Annotated in this window: 18 protein-coding genes; 7 read left to right on the plus strand and 11 right to left on the minus strand. The window is 46.8% G+C overall.

What is annotated here, in order from left to right; translation table 11 throughout:
* Together AB3G37_RS23750 and coaD are read left to right on the plus strand one after the other, a co-directional pair.
* Positions 1 to 783, plus strand: coding sequence for a glycosyltransferase family 2 protein (locus AB3G37_RS23750; protein WP_369789264.1), 783 nt, complete (start codon positions 1 to 3; stop codon positions 781 to 783).
* The gene (coaD, locus tag AB3G37_RS23755; protein ID WP_009637696.1) at positions 780 to 1,265 is read left to right on the plus strand and encodes a pantetheine-phosphate adenylyltransferase; all 486 of its coding nucleotides are present in this window, start codon (positions 780 to 782) and stop codon (positions 1,263 to 1,265) included. The genes AB3G37_RS23750 and coaD overlap by 4 nt, the downstream gene beginning before the upstream one ends.
* On the opposite strand, the gene mutM is transcribed toward coaD, so the two are convergent.
* The 4 genes from mutM to radC form a co-directional block, all read right to left on the minus strand.
* Entirely contained in the window at positions 1,262 to 2,071 is an 810-nt protein-coding gene (mutM, locus tag AB3G37_RS23760) for a bifunctional DNA-formamidopyrimidine glycosylase/DNA-(apurinic or apyrimidinic site) lyase (RefSeq protein WP_369789265.1), read from the minus strand. The genes coaD and mutM overlap by 4 nt on opposite strands.
* Positions 2,072 to 2,395: 324 nt before the next feature.
* On the minus strand, positions 2,396 to 2,563 hold the full coding sequence (gene rpmG, locus AB3G37_RS23765; protein WP_004392084.1) for a 50S ribosomal protein L33: 168 nt from the start codon (positions 2,561 to 2,563) through the stop codon (positions 2,396 to 2,398).
* 16 nt (positions 2,564 to 2,579) lie between these two features.
* Complete coding sequence (rpmB, locus tag AB3G37_RS23770; protein WP_005164747.1) at positions 2,580 to 2,816, minus strand: 50S ribosomal protein L28; 237 nt, start codon at positions 2,814 to 2,816, stop codon at positions 2,580 to 2,582.
* Between the two features lie 299 nt (positions 2,817 to 3,115).
* On the minus strand, positions 3,116 to 3,796 hold the full coding sequence (gene radC, locus AB3G37_RS23775; RefSeq protein ID WP_369791023.1) for a DNA repair protein RadC: 681 nt from the start codon (positions 3,794 to 3,796) through the stop codon (positions 3,116 to 3,118).
* 181 nt (positions 3,797 to 3,977) lie between these two features.
* On the opposite strand from radC, the gene coaBC reads away from it, so the two are divergent.
* The 3 genes from coaBC to slmA all read left to right on the plus strand — a co-directional run bounded on the left by coaBC (position 3,978) and on the right by slmA (position 6,461).
* Positions 3,978 to 5,195 (plus strand): bifunctional phosphopantothenoylcysteine decarboxylase/phosphopantothenate--cysteine ligase CoaBC, encoded by a 1,218-nt coding sequence (gene coaBC, locus AB3G37_RS23780; protein WP_369789266.1) that lies wholly within the window; start codon positions 3,978 to 3,980, stop codon positions 5,193 to 5,195.
* Entirely contained in the window at positions 5,173 to 5,631 is a 459-nt protein-coding gene (gene dut / locus AB3G37_RS23785) for a dUTP diphosphatase (protein ID WP_037378789.1), read from the plus strand. Before coaBC ends, dut begins: the two co-directional genes overlap by 23 nt.
* A gap of 233 nt (positions 5,632 to 5,864) precedes the next feature.
* Positions 5,865 to 6,461, plus strand: coding sequence for a nucleoid occlusion factor SlmA (gene slmA, locus AB3G37_RS23790; RefSeq protein WP_009637689.1), 597 nt, complete (start codon positions 5,865 to 5,867; stop codon positions 6,459 to 6,461).
* A gap of 71 nt (positions 6,462 to 6,532) precedes the next feature.
* Here the strand turns inward: slmA and pyrE are convergent, their stop codons facing one another.
* On the minus strand, positions 6,533 to 7,174 hold the full coding sequence (gene pyrE / locus AB3G37_RS23795; protein ID WP_369789267.1) for an orotate phosphoribosyltransferase: 642 nt from the start codon (positions 7,172 to 7,174) through the stop codon (positions 6,533 to 6,535).
* An 87-nt stretch (positions 7,175 to 7,261) separates the two neighbouring features.
* Complete coding sequence (gene rph / locus AB3G37_RS23800) at positions 7,262 to 7,978, minus strand: ribonuclease PH (protein WP_009637687.1); 717 nt, start codon at positions 7,976 to 7,978, stop codon at positions 7,262 to 7,264.
* A gap of 127 nt (positions 7,979 to 8,105) precedes the next feature.
* On the opposite strand from rph, the gene AB3G37_RS23805 reads away from it, so the two are divergent.
* Positions 8,106 to 8,969 carry a YicC/YloC family endoribonuclease gene (locus AB3G37_RS23805; RefSeq protein WP_009637686.1) on the plus strand — a complete coding sequence of 288 codons (864 nt, stop codon included), beginning with the start codon at positions 8,106 to 8,108 and terminating at the stop codon, positions 8,967 to 8,969.
* A gap of 497 nt (positions 8,970 to 9,466) precedes the next feature.
* Here AB3G37_RS23805 and AB3G37_RS23810 read toward each other — a convergent pair whose 3' ends face one another.
* The gene (locus AB3G37_RS23810; protein WP_369789268.1) at positions 9,467 to 11,911 is read right to left on the minus strand and encodes a DUF2357 domain-containing protein; all 2,445 of its coding nucleotides are present in this window, start codon (positions 11,909 to 11,911) and stop codon (positions 9,467 to 9,469) included.
* Positions 11,912 to 11,922: 11 nt separating this feature from the next.
* Positions 11,923 to 13,761, minus strand: a complete 1,839-nt coding sequence (locus AB3G37_RS23815) for an MrcB family domain-containing protein (RefSeq protein WP_369789269.1) — start codon at positions 13,759 to 13,761, stop codon at positions 11,923 to 11,925.
* A gap of 335 nt (positions 13,762 to 14,096) precedes the next feature.
* On the opposite strand from AB3G37_RS23815, the gene AB3G37_RS23820 reads away from it, so the two are divergent.
* Entirely contained in the window at positions 14,097 to 14,522 is a 426-nt protein-coding gene (locus AB3G37_RS23820) for a hypothetical protein (protein WP_009638721.1), read from the plus strand.
* A 64-nt stretch (positions 14,523 to 14,586) separates the two neighbouring features.
* On the opposite strand, the gene AB3G37_RS23825 is transcribed toward AB3G37_RS23820, so the two are convergent.
* The 3 genes from AB3G37_RS23825 to AB3G37_RS23835 all read right to left on the minus strand — a co-directional run bounded on the left by AB3G37_RS23825 (position 14,587) and on the right by AB3G37_RS23835 (position 17,860).
* On the minus strand, positions 14,587 to 15,762 hold the full coding sequence (locus AB3G37_RS23825) for an L-dopachrome tautomerase-related protein (protein ID WP_369789270.1): 1,176 nt from the start codon (positions 15,760 to 15,762) through the stop codon (positions 14,587 to 14,589).
* Between the two features lie 134 nt (positions 15,763 to 15,896).
* Complete coding sequence (gene fabF / locus AB3G37_RS23830) at positions 15,897 to 17,171, minus strand: beta-ketoacyl-ACP synthase II (protein ID WP_009638723.1); 1,275 nt, start codon at positions 17,169 to 17,171, stop codon at positions 15,897 to 15,899.
* 68 nt (positions 17,172 to 17,239) lie between these two features.
* Positions 17,240 to 17,860 (minus strand): TetR/AcrR family transcriptional regulator, encoded by a 621-nt coding sequence (locus AB3G37_RS23835; protein ID WP_009638724.1) that lies wholly within the window; start codon positions 17,858 to 17,860, stop codon positions 17,240 to 17,242.
* Positions 17,861 to 18,041 lie beyond the last annotated feature (181 nt).

Below are 18,041 nucleotides of genomic sequence, written 5' to 3' on the forward strand. Positions count from 1 at the left end.
ATGTCTGCCAAACTACGCCTGTCGGTGGTGCTGATAGCTAAAAACGAAGCCTCCCTACTGGAAGACTGTCTCAACTCAGTCAGTTGGGCAGATGAAATTATCCTCCTCGATTCAGGAAGTAGCGACGGTACTCCGGCTTTGGCCCGCGATTTAGGCGCTAAAGTATTTGAAAATACTGACTGGCAAGGGTTTGGCAAACAGCGCCAGCTCGCACAGGACTATGCCAGCGGTGACTACATTTTGATGATCGATGCCGACGAACGTGTTACGCCTGAACTACGTCAATCTATCGAAGCGTGCCTGCAACAGCCTGATGACAGCAAAGTTTATCGCCTGGGCCGTCGCAACCTGTTCATGGGCCGCTTTATGCGCCACAGTGGCTGGTATCCTGATCGCGTCTGCCGCTTATATAAAGCCGACAAGTTTCGCTATAACAATGACCTGGTGCATGAAGCCGTAGATACTGGCAATGCTAAAATTGTCGATCTCAAAGGGGATCTGCTGCATTTGACCTGTCGTGATTTTTTCGCCTTTCAGCGTAAGCAGATGAACTATGCCGAAGCCTGGGCAAAGCAACGATTTCAACAAGGCAAACGTTGCAGCTATTTTTCTATTATCAGCCATACGCTGGCCGCTTTTTTAAAAACCTGGGTACTACGCGCAGGTTTTCTAGATGGTAAACAGGGCCTGCTTATCGCTGGCGTAAATGCGCAGTATACTTTCAACAAGTATGCGGCCCTGTGGGCCTTCAGCCATCAACTGCAAAAAAGCGAGCCACAATGAGCACCAAAGCAATCTATCCGGGAACTTTTGATCCACTGACCAACGGGCATCTGGATTTAGTAACCCGCGCTTCTTTGATGTTCGAGAAAGTCATTCTGGCCATTGCCGCCAGTCCGCACAAAAAAACGCTGTTTACTCTCGAAGAACGTGTTTCGCTGGCGGCTCAGGCAACCTCTCACCTCGCAAATGTCGAAGTTATCGGTTTTAGCTCATTGATGGCAAACTTCGCGAAAGACCATCAAGCCAACGTTCTGGTTCGTGGACTGCGGGCGGTATCAGACTTTGAATACGAGATGCAGCTGGCTAGTATGAATCGCCACTTGATGCCGACGTTGGAAAGCGTATTTCTGATGCCTTCCAAAGAATGGTCGTTTATTTCATCGTCGCTGGTTAAAGAGGTGGCGCGACATGGGGGAGATATCACGCCATTCCTGCCTGAACACGTTACTAAAGCCCTGCTTGAGAAAATTGCCGCCGACTAACGCTGGCAGTTCGGGCAAAAGAAGGTGCTGCGCTGCGCGTGTTTGCTGCTTTGAATAGGCGTGCCGCAAACGCGACAAGGTTCGCCAGCGCGGCCATACACCTGCAGCTCCTGCGCAAAATAACCTGGCTTGCCATCGGATTGTAAAAAGTCGCGCAATGTCGTTCCGCCCTGCTCAATCGAGCGCAGCAATACCGCTTTGATGGTCGCTACCAACAGTGCGTACTCTTCTAACGACAGCGAATTTGCCGGACGATCAGGTGAAATTCCCGCCACAAACAGTGATTCGCTGGCGTAAATATTACCCACGCCAACCACCAGTTTGTTGTCCATCAGCCAAGGCTTAATTGCCGATTTCTTCTTCTGCGATTTATCTCGCAAGTATTCCGCGTGAAAATCTTCACTCAGCGGCTCAGGGCCAAGGTGCGACAACACGCTACTACCTTCTAAATCTTGCGTCCAAAGCCAGGCCCCAAAGCGGCGCGGGTCGGTATAGCGCAGCACAAAGCCGGTATCCATCACTAAATCTACATGGTCGTGCTTGGCGGGCTCGGTTTCCTCGGCTAATACTCGCAGGCTACCGGACATGCCCAGATGGATAATAATCCAGCCTGTTTTCAGCTCCACCAGCAAATACTTTGCTCGACGCTGCACGCTGATAACCACCTGATCGCTTAGCGACATAATCTCCTGCGAGACTGGCCAGCGAAGGCGGGCATTGCGCACCACGGCGTGCATAATCTTGTGGCCAACCAAATAGGGCTCTATCCCACGGCGACTGGTTTCAACCTCTGGTAGTTCTGGCATGAAGTATTCCTGGGGACATTAATGTGCCGAGTAGTGTAGCCAACACAGCTACGGCTTCAAGCAGTAAAATTATCCCCGAAGTAATTGGAGTTGAAGCAAGGCGGCAAATGAACGAGTCCCTGGGAGCTTACACAGGTAAGTGACTGGGGTGAGAGTGTGTAGCCACAAAGCTGCCGGGAGCAGATTTGAACGCTGTTTACAGCGGCCCCGGAGGGGTGAAGTCCAGGGATGGGCTGAATAGCACAGCTACGGCTTCAAGTACGAAGGGGATTTTTGGGCATAAAAAAACCCAGCCGAGGCCGGGTTTTTATTAATCCGCTAAAATTACTTAATTTTAGCTTCTTTGTAGATCACGTGCTGGCGGACAACTGGATCGAATTTCTTCAGTTCCAATTTTTCCGGCTTAGTACGCTTGTTCTTCGTGGTGGTATAGAAGTGACCAGTACCAGCAGAAGAAACCAGCTTGATCTTCTCGCGAACACCTTTAGCCATGTTTCAGTTCCTTTCCTTAATACTTCTCACCACGGGCACGAATTTCGGCCAAGACCGTTTCGATACCCTTCTTATCAATCACACGCATACCTTTAGCAGATACACGCAGAGTTACAAAGCGCTTCTCACCTTCAACCCAAAAACGATGGGAATGCAGGTTTGGCAGAAAACGGCGTTTGGTCGCGTTCATTGCGTGGGAACGGTTGTTACCGCTCACCGGGCGCTTGCCAGTAACTTGGCAGACTCGGGACATGTGTCTATTCTCCAAAAATCAAATCAGCTCGAGCTTCGTATAGGGTATGGCCGCCTCGTCAGGCTTTGAGAGCCCATCTCAGCAAACTCCACTGAGAACCGACTCACTGTCGTCGGGTAAAAACCATAAATCATCAGGTTAACCATCAGCATGCATGATGCTTCCCGGTAATGAAACCTGCTGAGATAGGCTCTTAACGCCAAACCCAAGATTCTCAAAGGTGGCGTAGTATACGCTCTAGAGCGTAAGTGCTCAAGTCCCGAACAGCTAAAGATCCCTAAGGATCTATAAAAAGGCGTTTAAAGCCAACCGCGCTCGGCAAAAGAGACGGTATCTCCTCCCCCAACCACCAGGTGGTCAAGTACGCGAATGTCCAACAGTTGGCACGCCTTTACTATCTGTTCGGTTACCCTTCTGTCCGCAAAACTGGGTTCAGCTCTGCCGGACGGGTGATTATGCGCCAGAATCAGCGCTGTCGCATTAACCTTCATCGCTTCGCGCACAATTTCACGCGGATGAATTTCGACGCTGCTAATAGTACCAGCAAACATCTCCTCATGGCGAATAACACGGTGTTGATTGTCGAGAAAAAGTACCAAAAACACCTCTCTCTCCCGATCTGACAGCAGATTTTGTAAATACTGACGGGTTATCTGTGGATTCAGCAGCACATTTTCGCATGCGAGCTGACGGGCATGGCGCCGTTGTGATAGTTCAGTCACAGCAGAGAGCTGGGCAAACTTTGCCGCCCCCATGCCGTGAAAACTGATTATGTCCTGATAATCCGCAGCTAAAATTTCATAAATTGATCCAAAATGTGTAACCAGACTTTCTGCCAGCGCCATCACATTCATGCCACGCACGCCAGTGTGTAAAAAAATGGCCAGCAGTTCACAATCTGACAAGCTGGCTGCCCCATGGGCGATCAACTTTTCTCTTGGCCCCGTCCCTCCGCTCCAAACTATTTTGTGCTTTTTCATCATCACACCTCATTAGCCAGGATTGTCGCACAGCCTGATAACGCAAGGTTTGCAGAAGATTTTATCCTGCGAGACATCTCGCAAAACCCGCAAACCCCCTCGCTAATAATGAAAGCGTATAGCTGTCATGAATGAGCAGTATGCTAAAATATCGCCTCTTTGGACTTTCAATCGGACAATCATGATGACGGGACTTTCCGGCAAACATATTGTGCTTGGCGTCAGCGGCGGCATTGCTGCCTACAAAGCACCTGAATTGGTACGGCGGCTCCGCGACCGTGGGGCAGAAGTTAGAGTCGTGATGACAGAAGCGGCCAAAGCTTTTATTACACCACTCAGCCTGCAAGCCGTTTCGGGTTATCCAGTCTCTGACTCGCTGCTAGACCCGGCCGCAGAAGCCGCGATGGGCCATATTGAGCTCGGTAAATGGGCTGACCTGGTTATCATCGCTCCCGCCACCGCCGATTTACTGGCGCGTATCAATGCCGGGATGGCGAATGACCTGCTGACGACTATCTGTCTGGCTACCGCTGCGCCTGTCGCCGTTGTTCCTGCCATGAACCAGCAGATGTATCGTGCTGCCGTCACTCAGGAAAACCTGCAACAACTTACGGCTCGCGGCACATTGATTTGGGGACCTGATGAAGGCAGCCAGGCCTGTGGCGACGTAGGGCCAGGGCGCATGCTCGACCCGATGGTGATTGTCGGCATGGCCGTTGAGCACTTCACGCCTCACCAGGACTTGAAGCATCTGAAGATAATGGTTACTGCTGGACCAACGCGTGAGGCGCTGGACCCCGTTCGTTACATCAGCAATCACAGCTCAGGAAAAATGGGCTTTGCCATTGCCGAAGCCGCTGCCAGGCGCGGTGCCCAGGTAACTCTGGTCAGCGGTCCAGTTTCACTGGAAACGCCAAAAAATGTGACTAGAATCGACGTGACTACCGCGCTGGAAATGGAAGCCGCGGTTAATAATGGCGTCGCCTCTCAACATATTTTTATCTCCTGCGCCGCTGTGGCAGACTATCGTGCTATCACGATAGCCGACGAAAAAATAAAAAAACAAGGTGATGAAATCACTCTTAAAATGGTTAAAAACCCTGATATTGTCGCCGGGGTTGGTGCCATGAAAGAACATCGGCCGTATGTCGTTGGGTTTGCCGCAGAAACCCAGAATATGGAAGAATACGCCCAACAAAAACGAATCAGGAAGAATCTAGACCTGATTTGCGCAAATGATGTTTCACTTGCCGGGCATGGTTTTAATAGCAATACCAATGCTTTGCATCTTTTTTGGCAACATGGAGATCTGCGTTTACCCCTCAGTGATAAACAGCAGCTTGGCCAAGCTTTAATAAATGAGATTGTCAGCCGTTATGATGAAAAAAATAGACATTAAGATCCTTGATCCACGCATTGGCAAAGATTTCCCATTGCCGGCTTATGCAACACCAGGTTCCGCTGGACTAGATTTGCGTGCAGTTCTGGACAATGCCGTTGAGCTGCATCCGGGTGAAACCACTTTGCTTCCTACCGGCCTGGCTATTCACATCGGCGATGCCAATCTGGCAGCGGTTATCCTGCCTCGTTCAGGCTTGGGGCATAAGCATGGCGTGGTTTTGGGTAATCTGGTGGGTCTGATTGATTCGGATTATCAGGGGCAGTTAATGGTGTCGGTATGGAATCGTGGTCAAACGACTTTCACTATTGAACCAGGCGAACGTATCGCACAGATGGTATTTGTTCCTGTAGTTCAGGCTGAATTCAATCTGGTTGAAGACTTTACCAGCAGTGAACGTGGCGAAGGTGGCTTTGGTCACTCTGGGCGCCAGTAAGAATCTGTTCAACATCGCGGTGCAGGGCCGCAGGATATTGAACAGATCCTTATTTATATCAAGCCGATGCAATAAACACTAATTATACTCCACTGCTTCTGGAAGGCTGGGCTTTGTCTATCGCTGGACAAAAGCAGAGGGGGTAGATAAGCCGCAAGATCTCTCGATTTAAGCGGCCATTGTGCGGTTTTTTTATAATTTTGAGCCGTTTTTTAGCAAGGGTCTATTCAGACATGGCAGAAAAAGAAAATACTAAAAGGAACCGGCGCGAGGAGATTTTGCAGGCGTTAGCGCAAATGCTCCAGTCCAGCGATGGCAGCCAGCGTATTACTACGGCAAAGCTTGCCGCCAATGTCGGTGTATCTGAAGCTGCACTTTACCGCCATTTTCCCAGCAAAACGCGGATGTTTGACAGTCTTATCGAGTTTATCGAGGACAGCCTTATCACCCGTATCAATCTTATCTTGCAGGATGAGAAAGATACGCTAAATAGGCTTCGTCTCATTCTGCTGTTGATATTGGGATTTGCTGAACGTAATCCGGGTCTGACTCGCATCATGACAGGACATGCATTGATGTTTGAACAAGACCGGTTGCAAGGTCGAATCAACCAGCTGTTTGAACGTATTGAGGTTCAGCTTCGCCAGGTTCTGCGCGAAAAGAAAATGCGTGAAGGTGCAGGATATACCACTGATGAAACCCTGCTCGCCAGTCAATTGCTGGCATTTTGCGAAGGCCTGCTGTCGCGCTTTGTGCGTTCAGAGTTTAAGTATCGCCCAACGCAGGATTTCGACACCCGCTGGCCGCTGATTGCTGCACAGCTGCTATAAGCAATTTGTTCTAAAAATAGAAAGCAAAAAAGGGCCAATGGCCCTTTTCTTTATAATGCTTAAAACTGAAATTAAATGCCGTACTGCTGACGATAAGCACGTACCGCGGCCAGATGATCGGCCATCTCAGCCTTCTCTTCCAGATAATCAATCAGGTCAGCCAAAGTGATGATTGATATCACCTTACAGCCGTAATCGCGTTCAACTTCCTGAATAGCAGAGATATCCGCACGACCACGCTCTTGGCGATCCAGGGAAATAAGCACACCGGCCAATGACGCGTTATTCGCATTAATGATTTCCATCGATTCACGGATAGCGGTTCCGGCGGTGATTACATCGTCCACCAGCATTACTTTACCTTGCAGCGGACTACCCACCAGAGTGCCGCCTTCGCCGTGATCTTTAACTTCTTTGCGGTTAAAGCAGTAAGGCACATCGCGTTCATGCTGCTCGGCCAATGCCACCACTGTGGTGGTTGCGATAGGGATACCCTTGTAAGCCGGGCCAAACACCAAGTCAAAATCGATGCCTGAGTCAATCAGAGCTTCGGCGTAAAAACGGCCGAGCAAAGCCAGGTCGCGACCGGTATTAAACAGGCCTGCGTTAAAAAAGTAGGGGCTGATACGGCCTGACTTCAGGGTAAATTCGCCGAATTTCAAAACCTGCTTGTTCAGTGCAAACTCAATAAACTGGCGCTGATAGGCTTTCATGGATATTTTTCCTCGTGTTCTTTTAATCTTATAGCTGGCCCAAAGGCCATACATAAAAAAGGCGACTGATTAAGTCGCCCCAAATAATTACTCTCCCAGAACCGCTTTCTGCGCCTGGAAAATAGTCTCGATTCCCCCTCGAGCGAGGGTGAGCAAGCTAAGCAACTCTTCATGACTGAACGGCTCGCCCTCTGCGGTGCCCTGCACCTCAATCATACGACCATCTTCCATCATCACCACGTTCATGTCGGTTTCAGCGGCAGAGTCTTCTACATATTCAAGGTCGCAAAGCGCTTCGCCTTTAACGATGCCGACAGATACTGCCGCAACCAGGCCTTTCATTGGGTTTGCTTTCAGTTTACCGGCTGCGACCAAGGCGTTTAACGCATCGGCCAGCGCTACGCAAGCGCCTGAAATTGAAGCAGTACGCGTACCGCCATCGGCCTGCAACACATCACAGTCCAGAGTAATAGTGAATTCACCAAGCTTTTTCAAATCAACAGCGGCGCGCAGAGAACGGGCAATCAGACGCTGGATCTCTAAAGTACGGCCGCCCTGCTTGCCTTTTGCCGCTTCACGCGGATTACGGCTGTGAGTAGAGCGAGGAAGCATGCCGTATTCTGCGGTGATCCAACCTTGACCTTGGCCTTTCAGAAAGCGTGGAACCCCTTCTTCAACGGTCGCGGTGCAAAGGACTTTGGTGTCGCCAAATTCAACCAAAACAGAACCTTCAGCGTGTTTTGTGTAGTTTCTGGTCAGGGTAAGTGGGCGCACTTCTTGTGCATTTCGGCCTGCTGGACGCATGGGGGTTTTCTCCGGCTCGTAAATCATAGTTGGCTGCGCATTATACGGGCTTCGTGAGGTAATGCCTATCATGACAGATGCAGCGAGGCTATAATCCTTGCATCTTTACATTAACAGGTACACAGACATGATCCGTAGTATGACCGCTTACGCCCGACGTGAAATCAAGGGTAACTGGGGCAGCGCAGCGTGGGAACTTCGCTCCGTTAACCAACGTTATCTGGAAACTTATATCCGTCTGCCCGAGCAGTTTCGCAGTCTGGAGCCGGTTATTCGTGAACGCGTCCGTGCTCGTTTGACTCGCGGTAAAGTTGAATGCAATCTGCGCTTCGACCTTGACCCAAGTGCGCAAGGTACATTGCAACTCAATGAAAAGCTGGCTAAACAGCTGGTTGAGGCTGCGCAGTGGGTCAAAATGCAAAGTGATGAAGGTGAAATCAATCCACTCGACGTGCTGCGTTGGCCGGGCGTGATGGTTGCCGAAGAACAAGATCTTGATGCTATCAGCAACGAACTGCTGGTTGCCCTTGATGGCGCACTGGATGACTTTATCTTGGCTCGTGAAAGCGAAGGCGCATCACTGAAAACGTTGATAGAACAACGTCTTGATGGTGTCAGTGCTGAAGTTGTTAAAGTCCGTGCCCAGATGCCGAACGTTTTGCTGTGGCAGCGCGAGCGTTTAGTCAACAAACTGGAAGACGCTCAGGTGCAGTTGGAAAACAATCGCCTGGAGCAAGAGTTGGTACTGATGGCGCAGCGCGTCGATGTTGCAGAAGAGCTCGACCGTCTAGAAGCCCATGTTAAAGAAACGCATAAAATCCTGAAGAAGGAAGAGGCCGTCGGCCGCCGTCTGGATTTCATGATGCAAGAATTCAACCGCGAGTCCAACACACTGGCGTCGAAATCTATCAACTCCGACGTAACCACCTCCGCCATCGAGTTGAAAGTACTTATCGAACAGATGCGCGAGCAGATCCAGAATATAGAGTAATTTCTGGTTATAAAATTTGATTCTAGAAGCCCGTCGCTATGGACTGACTCCATAAGGCGGGCTTTTTATTATCCTAAAAACAGCAATCTATCCGATACTCATAAAATCTATAGCGACTTAATGGCCTACCTAGCTTGCACAGATAAGACCATTTCAATATTAGATTTTACACTTAGGCGGTGAGTTGCATTTCAGTAATGGTATTCCTAAGAGCAACACGGAATTTTGGCTGAAAAAATTTGCCATTAATGTTCATAGAGACGAAAAAGCTATAGCTCAATTACTCGAACAAGGCTGGAGAGTATTTACAATTTGGGAATGCGGATTAAGAAAAGCGGATGAAGTAATTTTAAGACGGATACCGAAGACTATAAAGAGCCAGGAGCGGATGCTAAGTTGGCCGGAGTATTGATTCGTATCTAAGCAAAGAGTAAAACACAGCGGCCAATGATTAATATTAAATTAATCATTGGCCGCTCTTACAATTTTCTGGCATTTTAAGATTTAACACGAACCTCCGGATACACCTCTTGAACGTCAGAAAAAACAGAGGAATTTTCCAATCTGTTAATTGTTGTCAGACGAAGAGAATTAACTATCGGCTGATGAGGTACACCCTCTATAGCATTTTTAAATGTTAACGGTTTACCAAGTTTAAATAGATAATAGCGTTCCTCGGAGTTAGAAATGCTTCCAGCTTGCTCTTCAGTAATGTCCCGCCGAGAGACAACCGACACTCCATTTACAGGCCACAATTTATCCATTTTTTTTGTATTGCTACTGAGAGCCGATGTCGAAGCCAAGGCAATAAATTTAATTTCGGGAACAACATGTCCTGCATATTTTTTGACAAAAGTAGCTTCCTTAACATGATACCACTTAGCATCACCAGCCTCGAAAGCGTCAAAATATTTTTTCTTGCGGCCCCTGGTACCTGCCAAAGCAGCTGTCATGACTAAGTCCGGGTAAAGTGCTTGCTGCATTCCATAATGTGGAATACGAACAGAGTCATTTAGCAGTAAGCTTTCCTGTCTAACTTCAGAAGATTCTTTTGATTGAGGCAGGCCAACTTGCATGATCAAGAAATTTGTCAGCCAAGCTCGACCCATCTTTTGATTTTTATTTTGTTGATCTTCACTCGGTAGAAGAGCAAACGCACCAATACCTATTTCTTCAATGGCTTCAGCATAAGGGTTTGGATCCAGATTTTGATTAAAAAAACCAGGGTACAATGCAAAAGCGCCAAAAACTGGGCGACTTTTTTGATAACCTTTTTGAGTCGTCTTTGATACTTCACTGTTCATTCTTATCAAAGCATCACGATAGCGGTGCATCTGATTTATAGCGTCTTCAGGCGCAAGATCATCACCATAATCTTGGCTAGCTTCTATATTTTCATTGAAACGACTATCGAATGTTTTAATCCGATATTTAGCATCGAATAACCAGATAAACTGCTTTCCATTAGGAAACGTGATCTCAAGGAATATATCGGGCTTTTGTGGCACAATATGTGAGCGCAAGTAACTTCCGTCAGCCTTAAAAATAGGCTCATGTGCAAGCCTGGCTTTTAAGCCATCATCACGAGTGAATTTAAAAGCATTACCTAGCCCATCTTTAAATTGATATTCCATATAACTATTGATTTGCAAAGCACTTTTTTTGGAAGATATTTCTTTGAATCCTAAGTCCTCAACAAGAATTTCACGTAAAGTAAGGAAGCACCAGACTTCATATATCTCAGCAACTGACTTCATGGAAACAGATGCCTGATTAGAAAACACATCCAGATAAAACTTTAGTTGCTGCCAAACACTATAAACGGCGCTATAACCAGTTTTCTGCTGGAGCACTAAAGATTCTCGAGACAAGCCATTGTAGTTTCCTACCTCGCGTAAAAACTCCTGATTATGCATTTTTGTTAAAGTCTGTTCCCAGCTAGTAATTTCATCTAAAAAGGCTTTGGAGATACGCTGTTTATCAGGAGACTTATTATTTTCTGTTAATTGATTATGAAAACCGGCAAGACAATCTTTACTGTGTTTTACTACCATTTTTATGAAGCGATTTTCAGGCGTGTCGACACTTAAATGCTTTTTCTCAACGCGATAGCGCTTATATAACTTTCCGCCTCTAATATCTTCTTGGACGCGTTCCGAAAGTCGATGAGAAAGGCGACCTTTCAAACGATCGGCTTTGGTATAACTCACTGTATTTTTTAAACGACTGTGGGGTGCCTGTGTGATTACCTTTAGGCCATTCTCAAACTGCCGGCGAAGACTATTAAAGTTCGCAAGCCACAATAATGGGAAATTGCCTCGCTGACTGCCCTTAGCCGCATCTTGTTCTGTCTTTTCAGCCAGACTAAAACGCCATAAGGGGTATTGTTCATCAATTGACTGGTACATTGCAGCCAAATCAGTTTGCAAATCCATTTTGGTCGGCAGTACTTCAAAAGATAAAGTAGACTCGTGAGTTATATCACCTACCTGATAACGTAAAGGTAGCTTAAACCAACCTATATCATTGTTTGTATTGATACTACCTGTGAGTCTAGCATCGTTGCGTCCATGGCTTTTTGTAAAACGAAAGCAATCATTGACAGAATTCAATCGATGAGCAACTTGAGCATTCTGGACATTAATATCCTTGAACTCCCATTCAATTTGGTATTGAATATTTTCAAAGAATAGGGGTTTTTTGAGTATAAGCGCATACATGGCACCATTACTCGTTGCCTTATAATCAAGAGATTGAAGTGACTCGGCAATAAAGGGCTGACTTAATAGTTCCAATGGCGGGTAAAATCGGATTTCACTAAAAGGAAAATACCCACTGCGCTTTTCCAAGGTCTTGGTATAAATATCCTGACGCTTCTCGATATCGCTGCACCAAATCGTCAGTTCGAAATGAGCCGTTTGTAAACGTATTAAATCAGTCATCCCTCGCCCCATTATGGCCAAAAACTCGTGAAACCCAGAGCCAACCGATTTTTCATCCACGTTAATTTGGCTACACTGCGGCATGCGATTAGAATTGTTTTATCTTCAGTATCCAGTTTTTGGCGACTCAGATCGCGCCTTACCTCTCCAGCTGAAATATCATCTAATTGTATACTGAGCGTTAGCAAAAGGTCACCCAGTATAGAATTATTGCTCTGGGTTGAGGCCAGCTTATCTACATCGCCTTCAATTCTTGGCAATACTTTACACATTAGGAAATCATCCCATACCGCCTGAAGCTCTGTATCGGTTTGAGGTTGATGACTAATGACGCTTAACAACAATTCATTGAGCGCGCGGTAGGCTAACTTAAATGGTGAGTTGTTTAAGACCATATTGATCGACTTTAAGAACTCTATACTTTTCGCGCCATCGGCATCTATATCAGGAAGTAGCTCTTTGCTTTCAAGAGCGCTAGACCAAATTGGATATGAAAGGGTTTTTGGTTTACTTTTCGGTGAAAAATATTCATCGTAGTTATTAGGGAAAAACTCACCAAAATCAAAGCTCAATGCGCGGTCAATAACTTTGCGAGAGAAGCCATGGGTTGTTTCATCCATGTTTACTGTGCCGGCAACGATAAGATTAAATGGAATACCGATACCGAAATTAAGGAATCTTTCCCACAAAGCTCCTTCGGGCAATGCCATATCTGTGCGGAGTTTAGCTTGACCTTCTGGAGAAAGATTTTTGATAACGTTGGATGTTAATAATGGGTCGGTAGAATAGGTGAAATCTTTGTCTGCCCAAATCCATTCACGTGTTTCAAGAACGGATAAATAGTCAGCAAAATATTGCTCAACAGGTGCCAGATTCATTTCATCAAGGCATAGCCAGTAAGGACGGACATTATCAAGCTGAGTTTTTTCACCCGTGACAGCCCTACCTTCCAAATTAATACCAGCCTTCTCGATCTCTTGCCAAGCTTTAACTAAAAACTGTAAAACTGCGGTAGTAACGTAATTAGTATCACCACTAAGTCTTGAGGTATAACCAAGTAAATCAGAGGGTTCGTGCCAATCGGGACGAACGGAGACTAGACAGTAAGTGTCTTCAAGCGACCCATTACAGCTGCTTGCAAGAGCTTGCTGACGTACGAAACGAGTTTTTCCCGTACCTGAGATGCCTGCCAGGAGAAGGAATGGTTTCGAGAGTGATTCAAAATTTTGACCAATTATAGGCTCAATTGTTGTTTCATCAGACTTTGGCATCCAAGAAAAATCCTCTAGCTGCTTATAAAGCATTAACAAGATATTAAGATCTTCCTTAAGCCGATCATCACTGGGAATTGATTTGGCGTCATAATACTTTGCCACAATATTAGCTTTTTCATATGATTGACCTAAGGAAGTTTTGGCGTTCAGATGAATATCTCGACTTCCCCAACTCATTAATTTTGGTAATTTATTTAGAATATTTTCTTTTATTTCAATCGCTTGTTTTTCAGCAAGACGCTTACCCAGTTTCTTAGTCGGGTTGGTTGTACCTTGGATTAGAGATAAATAAAATCCCGTACCGTCAGCTTTAAAAAGATAGACTGGATAAACGCCATCTTGAGTTGTCGTCGTCATATTTGGATTTAAGATAGATAACCAGGGAACACTAGCCCAATTACCCGCACCAACACTTGCTTTCACTTCATAAAAAGGATCAAACTCCTCGACTATATCCACAATTTTTTGTCGAAATTCTTTTCGAAATAGCATGGCAAGCGGATGCTCAGTGAACGGTTCTTTAGTCGCCTGAACCCATCCTTGATTTATTTTTTGCAGTATTTCACTTAGTTGCATTTCCCCCCCTGCGCAACAAATATTAATAAGTAATGCGTTCATAGCCAATAAGTTCGATGGCTTCTTTTGATATCTTAATCAGAAAATCTAAATGATAATCATCTTATTCACTTTAAGTCCTTTTACAACCGACTAGTCACTTGAGTTCGTTATCCTTTATCCGAGATCAATTTCCGTTAACCTCTGTCAGCATGGCGCAGCGCCGTTAGGATCGCGTAGGTAGTTGTAACCATGTATGTAAATAACGGTAACAAGATTGACGGCGATAGGTTTAGGTCTTATATCAGTCGGAAGAAGTTTGTAATCGTCTGTAGTTAACCCCTGAGGGGATTGAAATGAAAAAGCTTGCTGCATCACTATTAACCCTGAGCCTGCTCTCACCTACGCTCGCGATGGCGCATCCGGGTGGACATGGATTCAACATTTTGCCTGATGCCGCAGCGGCCGTGGTGATTGGCGGTTTAACTTACTGGGCATTGAACGGAAACTATTATCAGAAAAATGGTGATCAGTATGTTCAGGTTCAAGCTCCACCGCAGAGTGAAGCTGCTCCTCAAGATTACGAGCCATCTCAGGATGAAGCCGCTCCTCAGGATGACACCCCGCCGCCACCTCAAGAGGAAGAAGAGTACGACTCTGCGCCACCAGACCTTTCTCCTATCGACTTCCACGGCGAGCGTTTCTATGTCAGCCACGGGCATTATTACAAACGTGATCCATCTGGCCAGTATTTTGAAATCCCTCGCCCAGACGGACTATAACGCTTTTCAAAAACAACAATAGCAGGCCTAGGCCTGCTGTTTTTAGCTGCTAAAGCGTCTGCGATTAAGCTTTTTGAGAAACCGGCGGTACTGGCTCACGGTCCCCGGCATAGTCGGGTAGTTTGACTTTATAAATCTTGTAAGGCCGCTGCACCAGATCTTTACCTCCCGGCCCACGGTTATAAGCAAGTCTGGCAGTCTGCGGACACGGAATATATAGCTCACGCTGATGGCTAATAAACAGCGCGTCCGGCCCCCAAATCCTGTCATCCTCGACAATCACTTTTAAATCCCCGTCTGGAGTCAGCATGATCACCCTTGGTCGCTGGGCCTCAGCCATGTAAATATTGCCTTTGTTATCAATCGCTGTGCCAGAAAGTGCCGGGGTATCGTAAACAAACTCTACCTGTTGCCCCAAAGCCTGTTCGGAAAGCTTTTCATCACGTAGTGACGCGGTGGGAACCCGATACATTGGGCCTGACAATGTTTGGTAATAGAGCCATTTACCATCCGGGCTAAGCTCGATGGGATCGGAATTCACCACCTTCGGGCTGCCATCATCTTTCTGAAGCACTGTTCCGGTCTCATCCATTGCCGGACGTTCCAGTTTGGCTTTTACCGAGGGGTGATTTCCTAATCGACGCCATGATTTACCGCTCTCGAGATCGGTATAAATAATACCGCCCAGTCCGGAGTCAGTGAAATAAGCATATTTAGAATCAAGACGCAGATCATTGATGTTACCGCCCTTGGGAAGGACGTGTTCGTCGAAGGTGATTTTTTTCAGCAATTTCCCTGTTTTAGTATCAAATTGCAGGATTTTTTGCGCCTTACGGTCGAGTTTTGGATCGCCCTGATCGACCACCCAGAGTGTGTCGTCATCGAAAATATGAACCGTATTGATTAAAACAAAGGCGTCGTCACCGGGTTGGCCGGGCTGCCATTCATTCCAGCTTCCGCCAGGGAAAGGTTTGAGAGTGCCATCAGGAAGTAATTCAGCGACTGAGGGGGTTTTTTCATTGGTTGGCCAGCGAGGTAAGCCAACAAAATTGCGACCGGTGCTGGTTACGGCTATAGCATTTGATAGCCAACGCAGACTGGCAACCTGCTTTAGCTCAGAACCAAGCCCCTTGCTTAGGCCATAATCCGTTGCTGCAAATGCCTGTGCCAAATTAGTACCAAGTAATGCCACGGAACCCGTTGTGAGCAAAGAAGCTTTAAAGAAATCTCTTCTGTTCATACCATTTCCTCTGAGTTAAAAAATTCGAATTTTTATTTCAAAAGTTTAACGAACGGAAATAATTATATGTACAGATGAAAATTTTGTATAAAAAAGCCCGAGTTATCGGGCTTTATGGCACTAAATGAAAAAAATTAAGCTTCCCAGCGTTTCAACAGTACGCAGGCATTAACACCACCGAAGCCGAAACCGTTAGATAATGCATAGTTAATTTCATGCGGCTGAGCGGTATTACCTATGATATTCAGGCCTTCTGCTGCTGGATCTTTGTTATCCAGGTTCAGCGTTGGTGGCACGATTTGGTCGCGGACGGCCAAAACGGTGAAGATAGTTTCCAGACCACCTGCCGCGCCCAGCAAATGACCGGTCGCTGACTTGGTAGAAGTAATGGCCAGCTTGTCACCAGTGCCGAACAGATTTTTGATGGCATTGATTTCGCCGAGATCGCCAACTGGAGTTGAAGTCGCGTGAGCGTTCAAGTGATCGACCTGCTCAGGCTTAAGTCCACCCTGACGCAAAGCGATTTTCATTGCACGGCCTGCACCGTTGCCGTCTTCTGCACCGGAAGTCATGTGATAGGCATCACCGCTGGTGCCGTAACCGATGATTTCGGCCAATGGTTTTGCACCGCGCGCCAAAGCATGTTCCAGCTCTTCAATCACCAAAATGCCCGCACCTTCACCCATCACGAAACCATCACGCGCGCTGTCAAACGGACGCGACGCTTTTTCAGGGTGATCTTCATGACCAGTAGACATGGCTTTTGCCGCGGCGAAGCTGCCCAGGGTCACAGTGTCGATTGTCGCTTCAGCGCCGCCACACAGGGCAACGTCGGCTTCATCATTGCGAATCAAACGAACAGCATCGCCAATTGCCTGCACGCCAGCCGCACACGCAGTTACCGGAGCGCCAATTGGCCCCTTGAACTGATGTTTAATGGAAACCTGACCCGCAGCGAGATTGACCAAGAATGAAGGAATAGTAAATGGAGACAGACGCTTAGGACCGCGCTGGTCGTTGGTTCTTACTGCATTGGTAATTGCCGGGAAACCACCGATACCTGAGCCAATAACTGTAGCTGCGCGCTCTTGCTGCTCAGGAGTTTCAGCTTTAAAACCAGACTGCGCGAGCGCTTTGTCTGCAGCAGCCATAGCGAAAAGAATAAAACGGTCCATCTTCTTCTGGTCTTTTGGCAAAACGTGTAAGTCAGGATCGAACCCAGACTCAGGGTCTTGCTCAAGCGATAATACCTGGCCACCAATTTTAACAGTCAGGGTCTCGCAAATTTCAGCAGGCAGAACACCAACGCCTGACTGACCGGCAAGCAGTCGTTTCCAAATGGTTTCGATATCACAGCCGAGCGGGCTCACCGCCCCCATGCCAGTAATTACTACGCGACGATGAGTCATAAATATTCCTCTACGGATCATTCCATTAAAAGTTTAGATGTGAGTAGCACACGTTTTTATAAGTCTGGTCATTTCACCAAACTTCGTAAAACTAAATTTGTAATTACTACAACTCGCTCCTCCAACTGCTCAGGGGTCTTTTCCTCAAGCATTAGCGGATGCGAAAATGGTGTCATCACGCTGGCAATCGCCATACAGACTTCATCCAACGGCGTTTCAGATTCGAATTCGCCTGATTCACGCCCTTCGAAAATTACCTGTTTCAAAATACTATAAAGTGCAGCGCGGTGATTATTAGCCGAATCCCAATGGTTTGCTGCCGCTACAGCAGCGATATCATGCAGTTTCCGCTCTTCGAAAAACAACGCCAAACTCTTGATTAACAGTGAGGCAAATAGCTCTCGCAACCGGTCCGATGCAGATTGTTTGCTCTGCGCAATCTCTCTGAGTGCATCGTCGATTTGTCCCAGGCAATGAGTGCAAACGGCCTCACCAATAGCCTGTTTAGATTCAAAAAATTTGTAAACGTAAGCGCTTGAAACACCAATAGCCTTTGCCAAATCTGCCACTGAAGTCTTCGAATAACCATAGTGGCGAAAATGATCCAGCGCAGCCTGAATTATCTGCTCTCGGCGTTCATGCAACGCAGGACCACGCTGCGGCAACACAACCGGGATTTCATGTTTCATGCAGCACTCCAGGGCATTATTAAAGCTAGATGTTTAGTTTGAGTTTACAGGTGATAAATATACACATTCGTCACCATAACCCCTAGAAGTTTTATTCAAGGAGATTTACTGCGAGGGATTAATAGATATTCAAGAGGATTTATATGCAATAAAAAGTAATGCCAATGTAAAATTAATTGTT

Origin of the sequence: Rouxiella sp. WC2420 (assembly GCF_041200025.1) — a bacterium.
In the GTDB taxonomy this organism is placed as follows: domain Bacteria; phylum Pseudomonadota; class Gammaproteobacteria; order Enterobacterales; family Enterobacteriaceae; genus Rouxiella.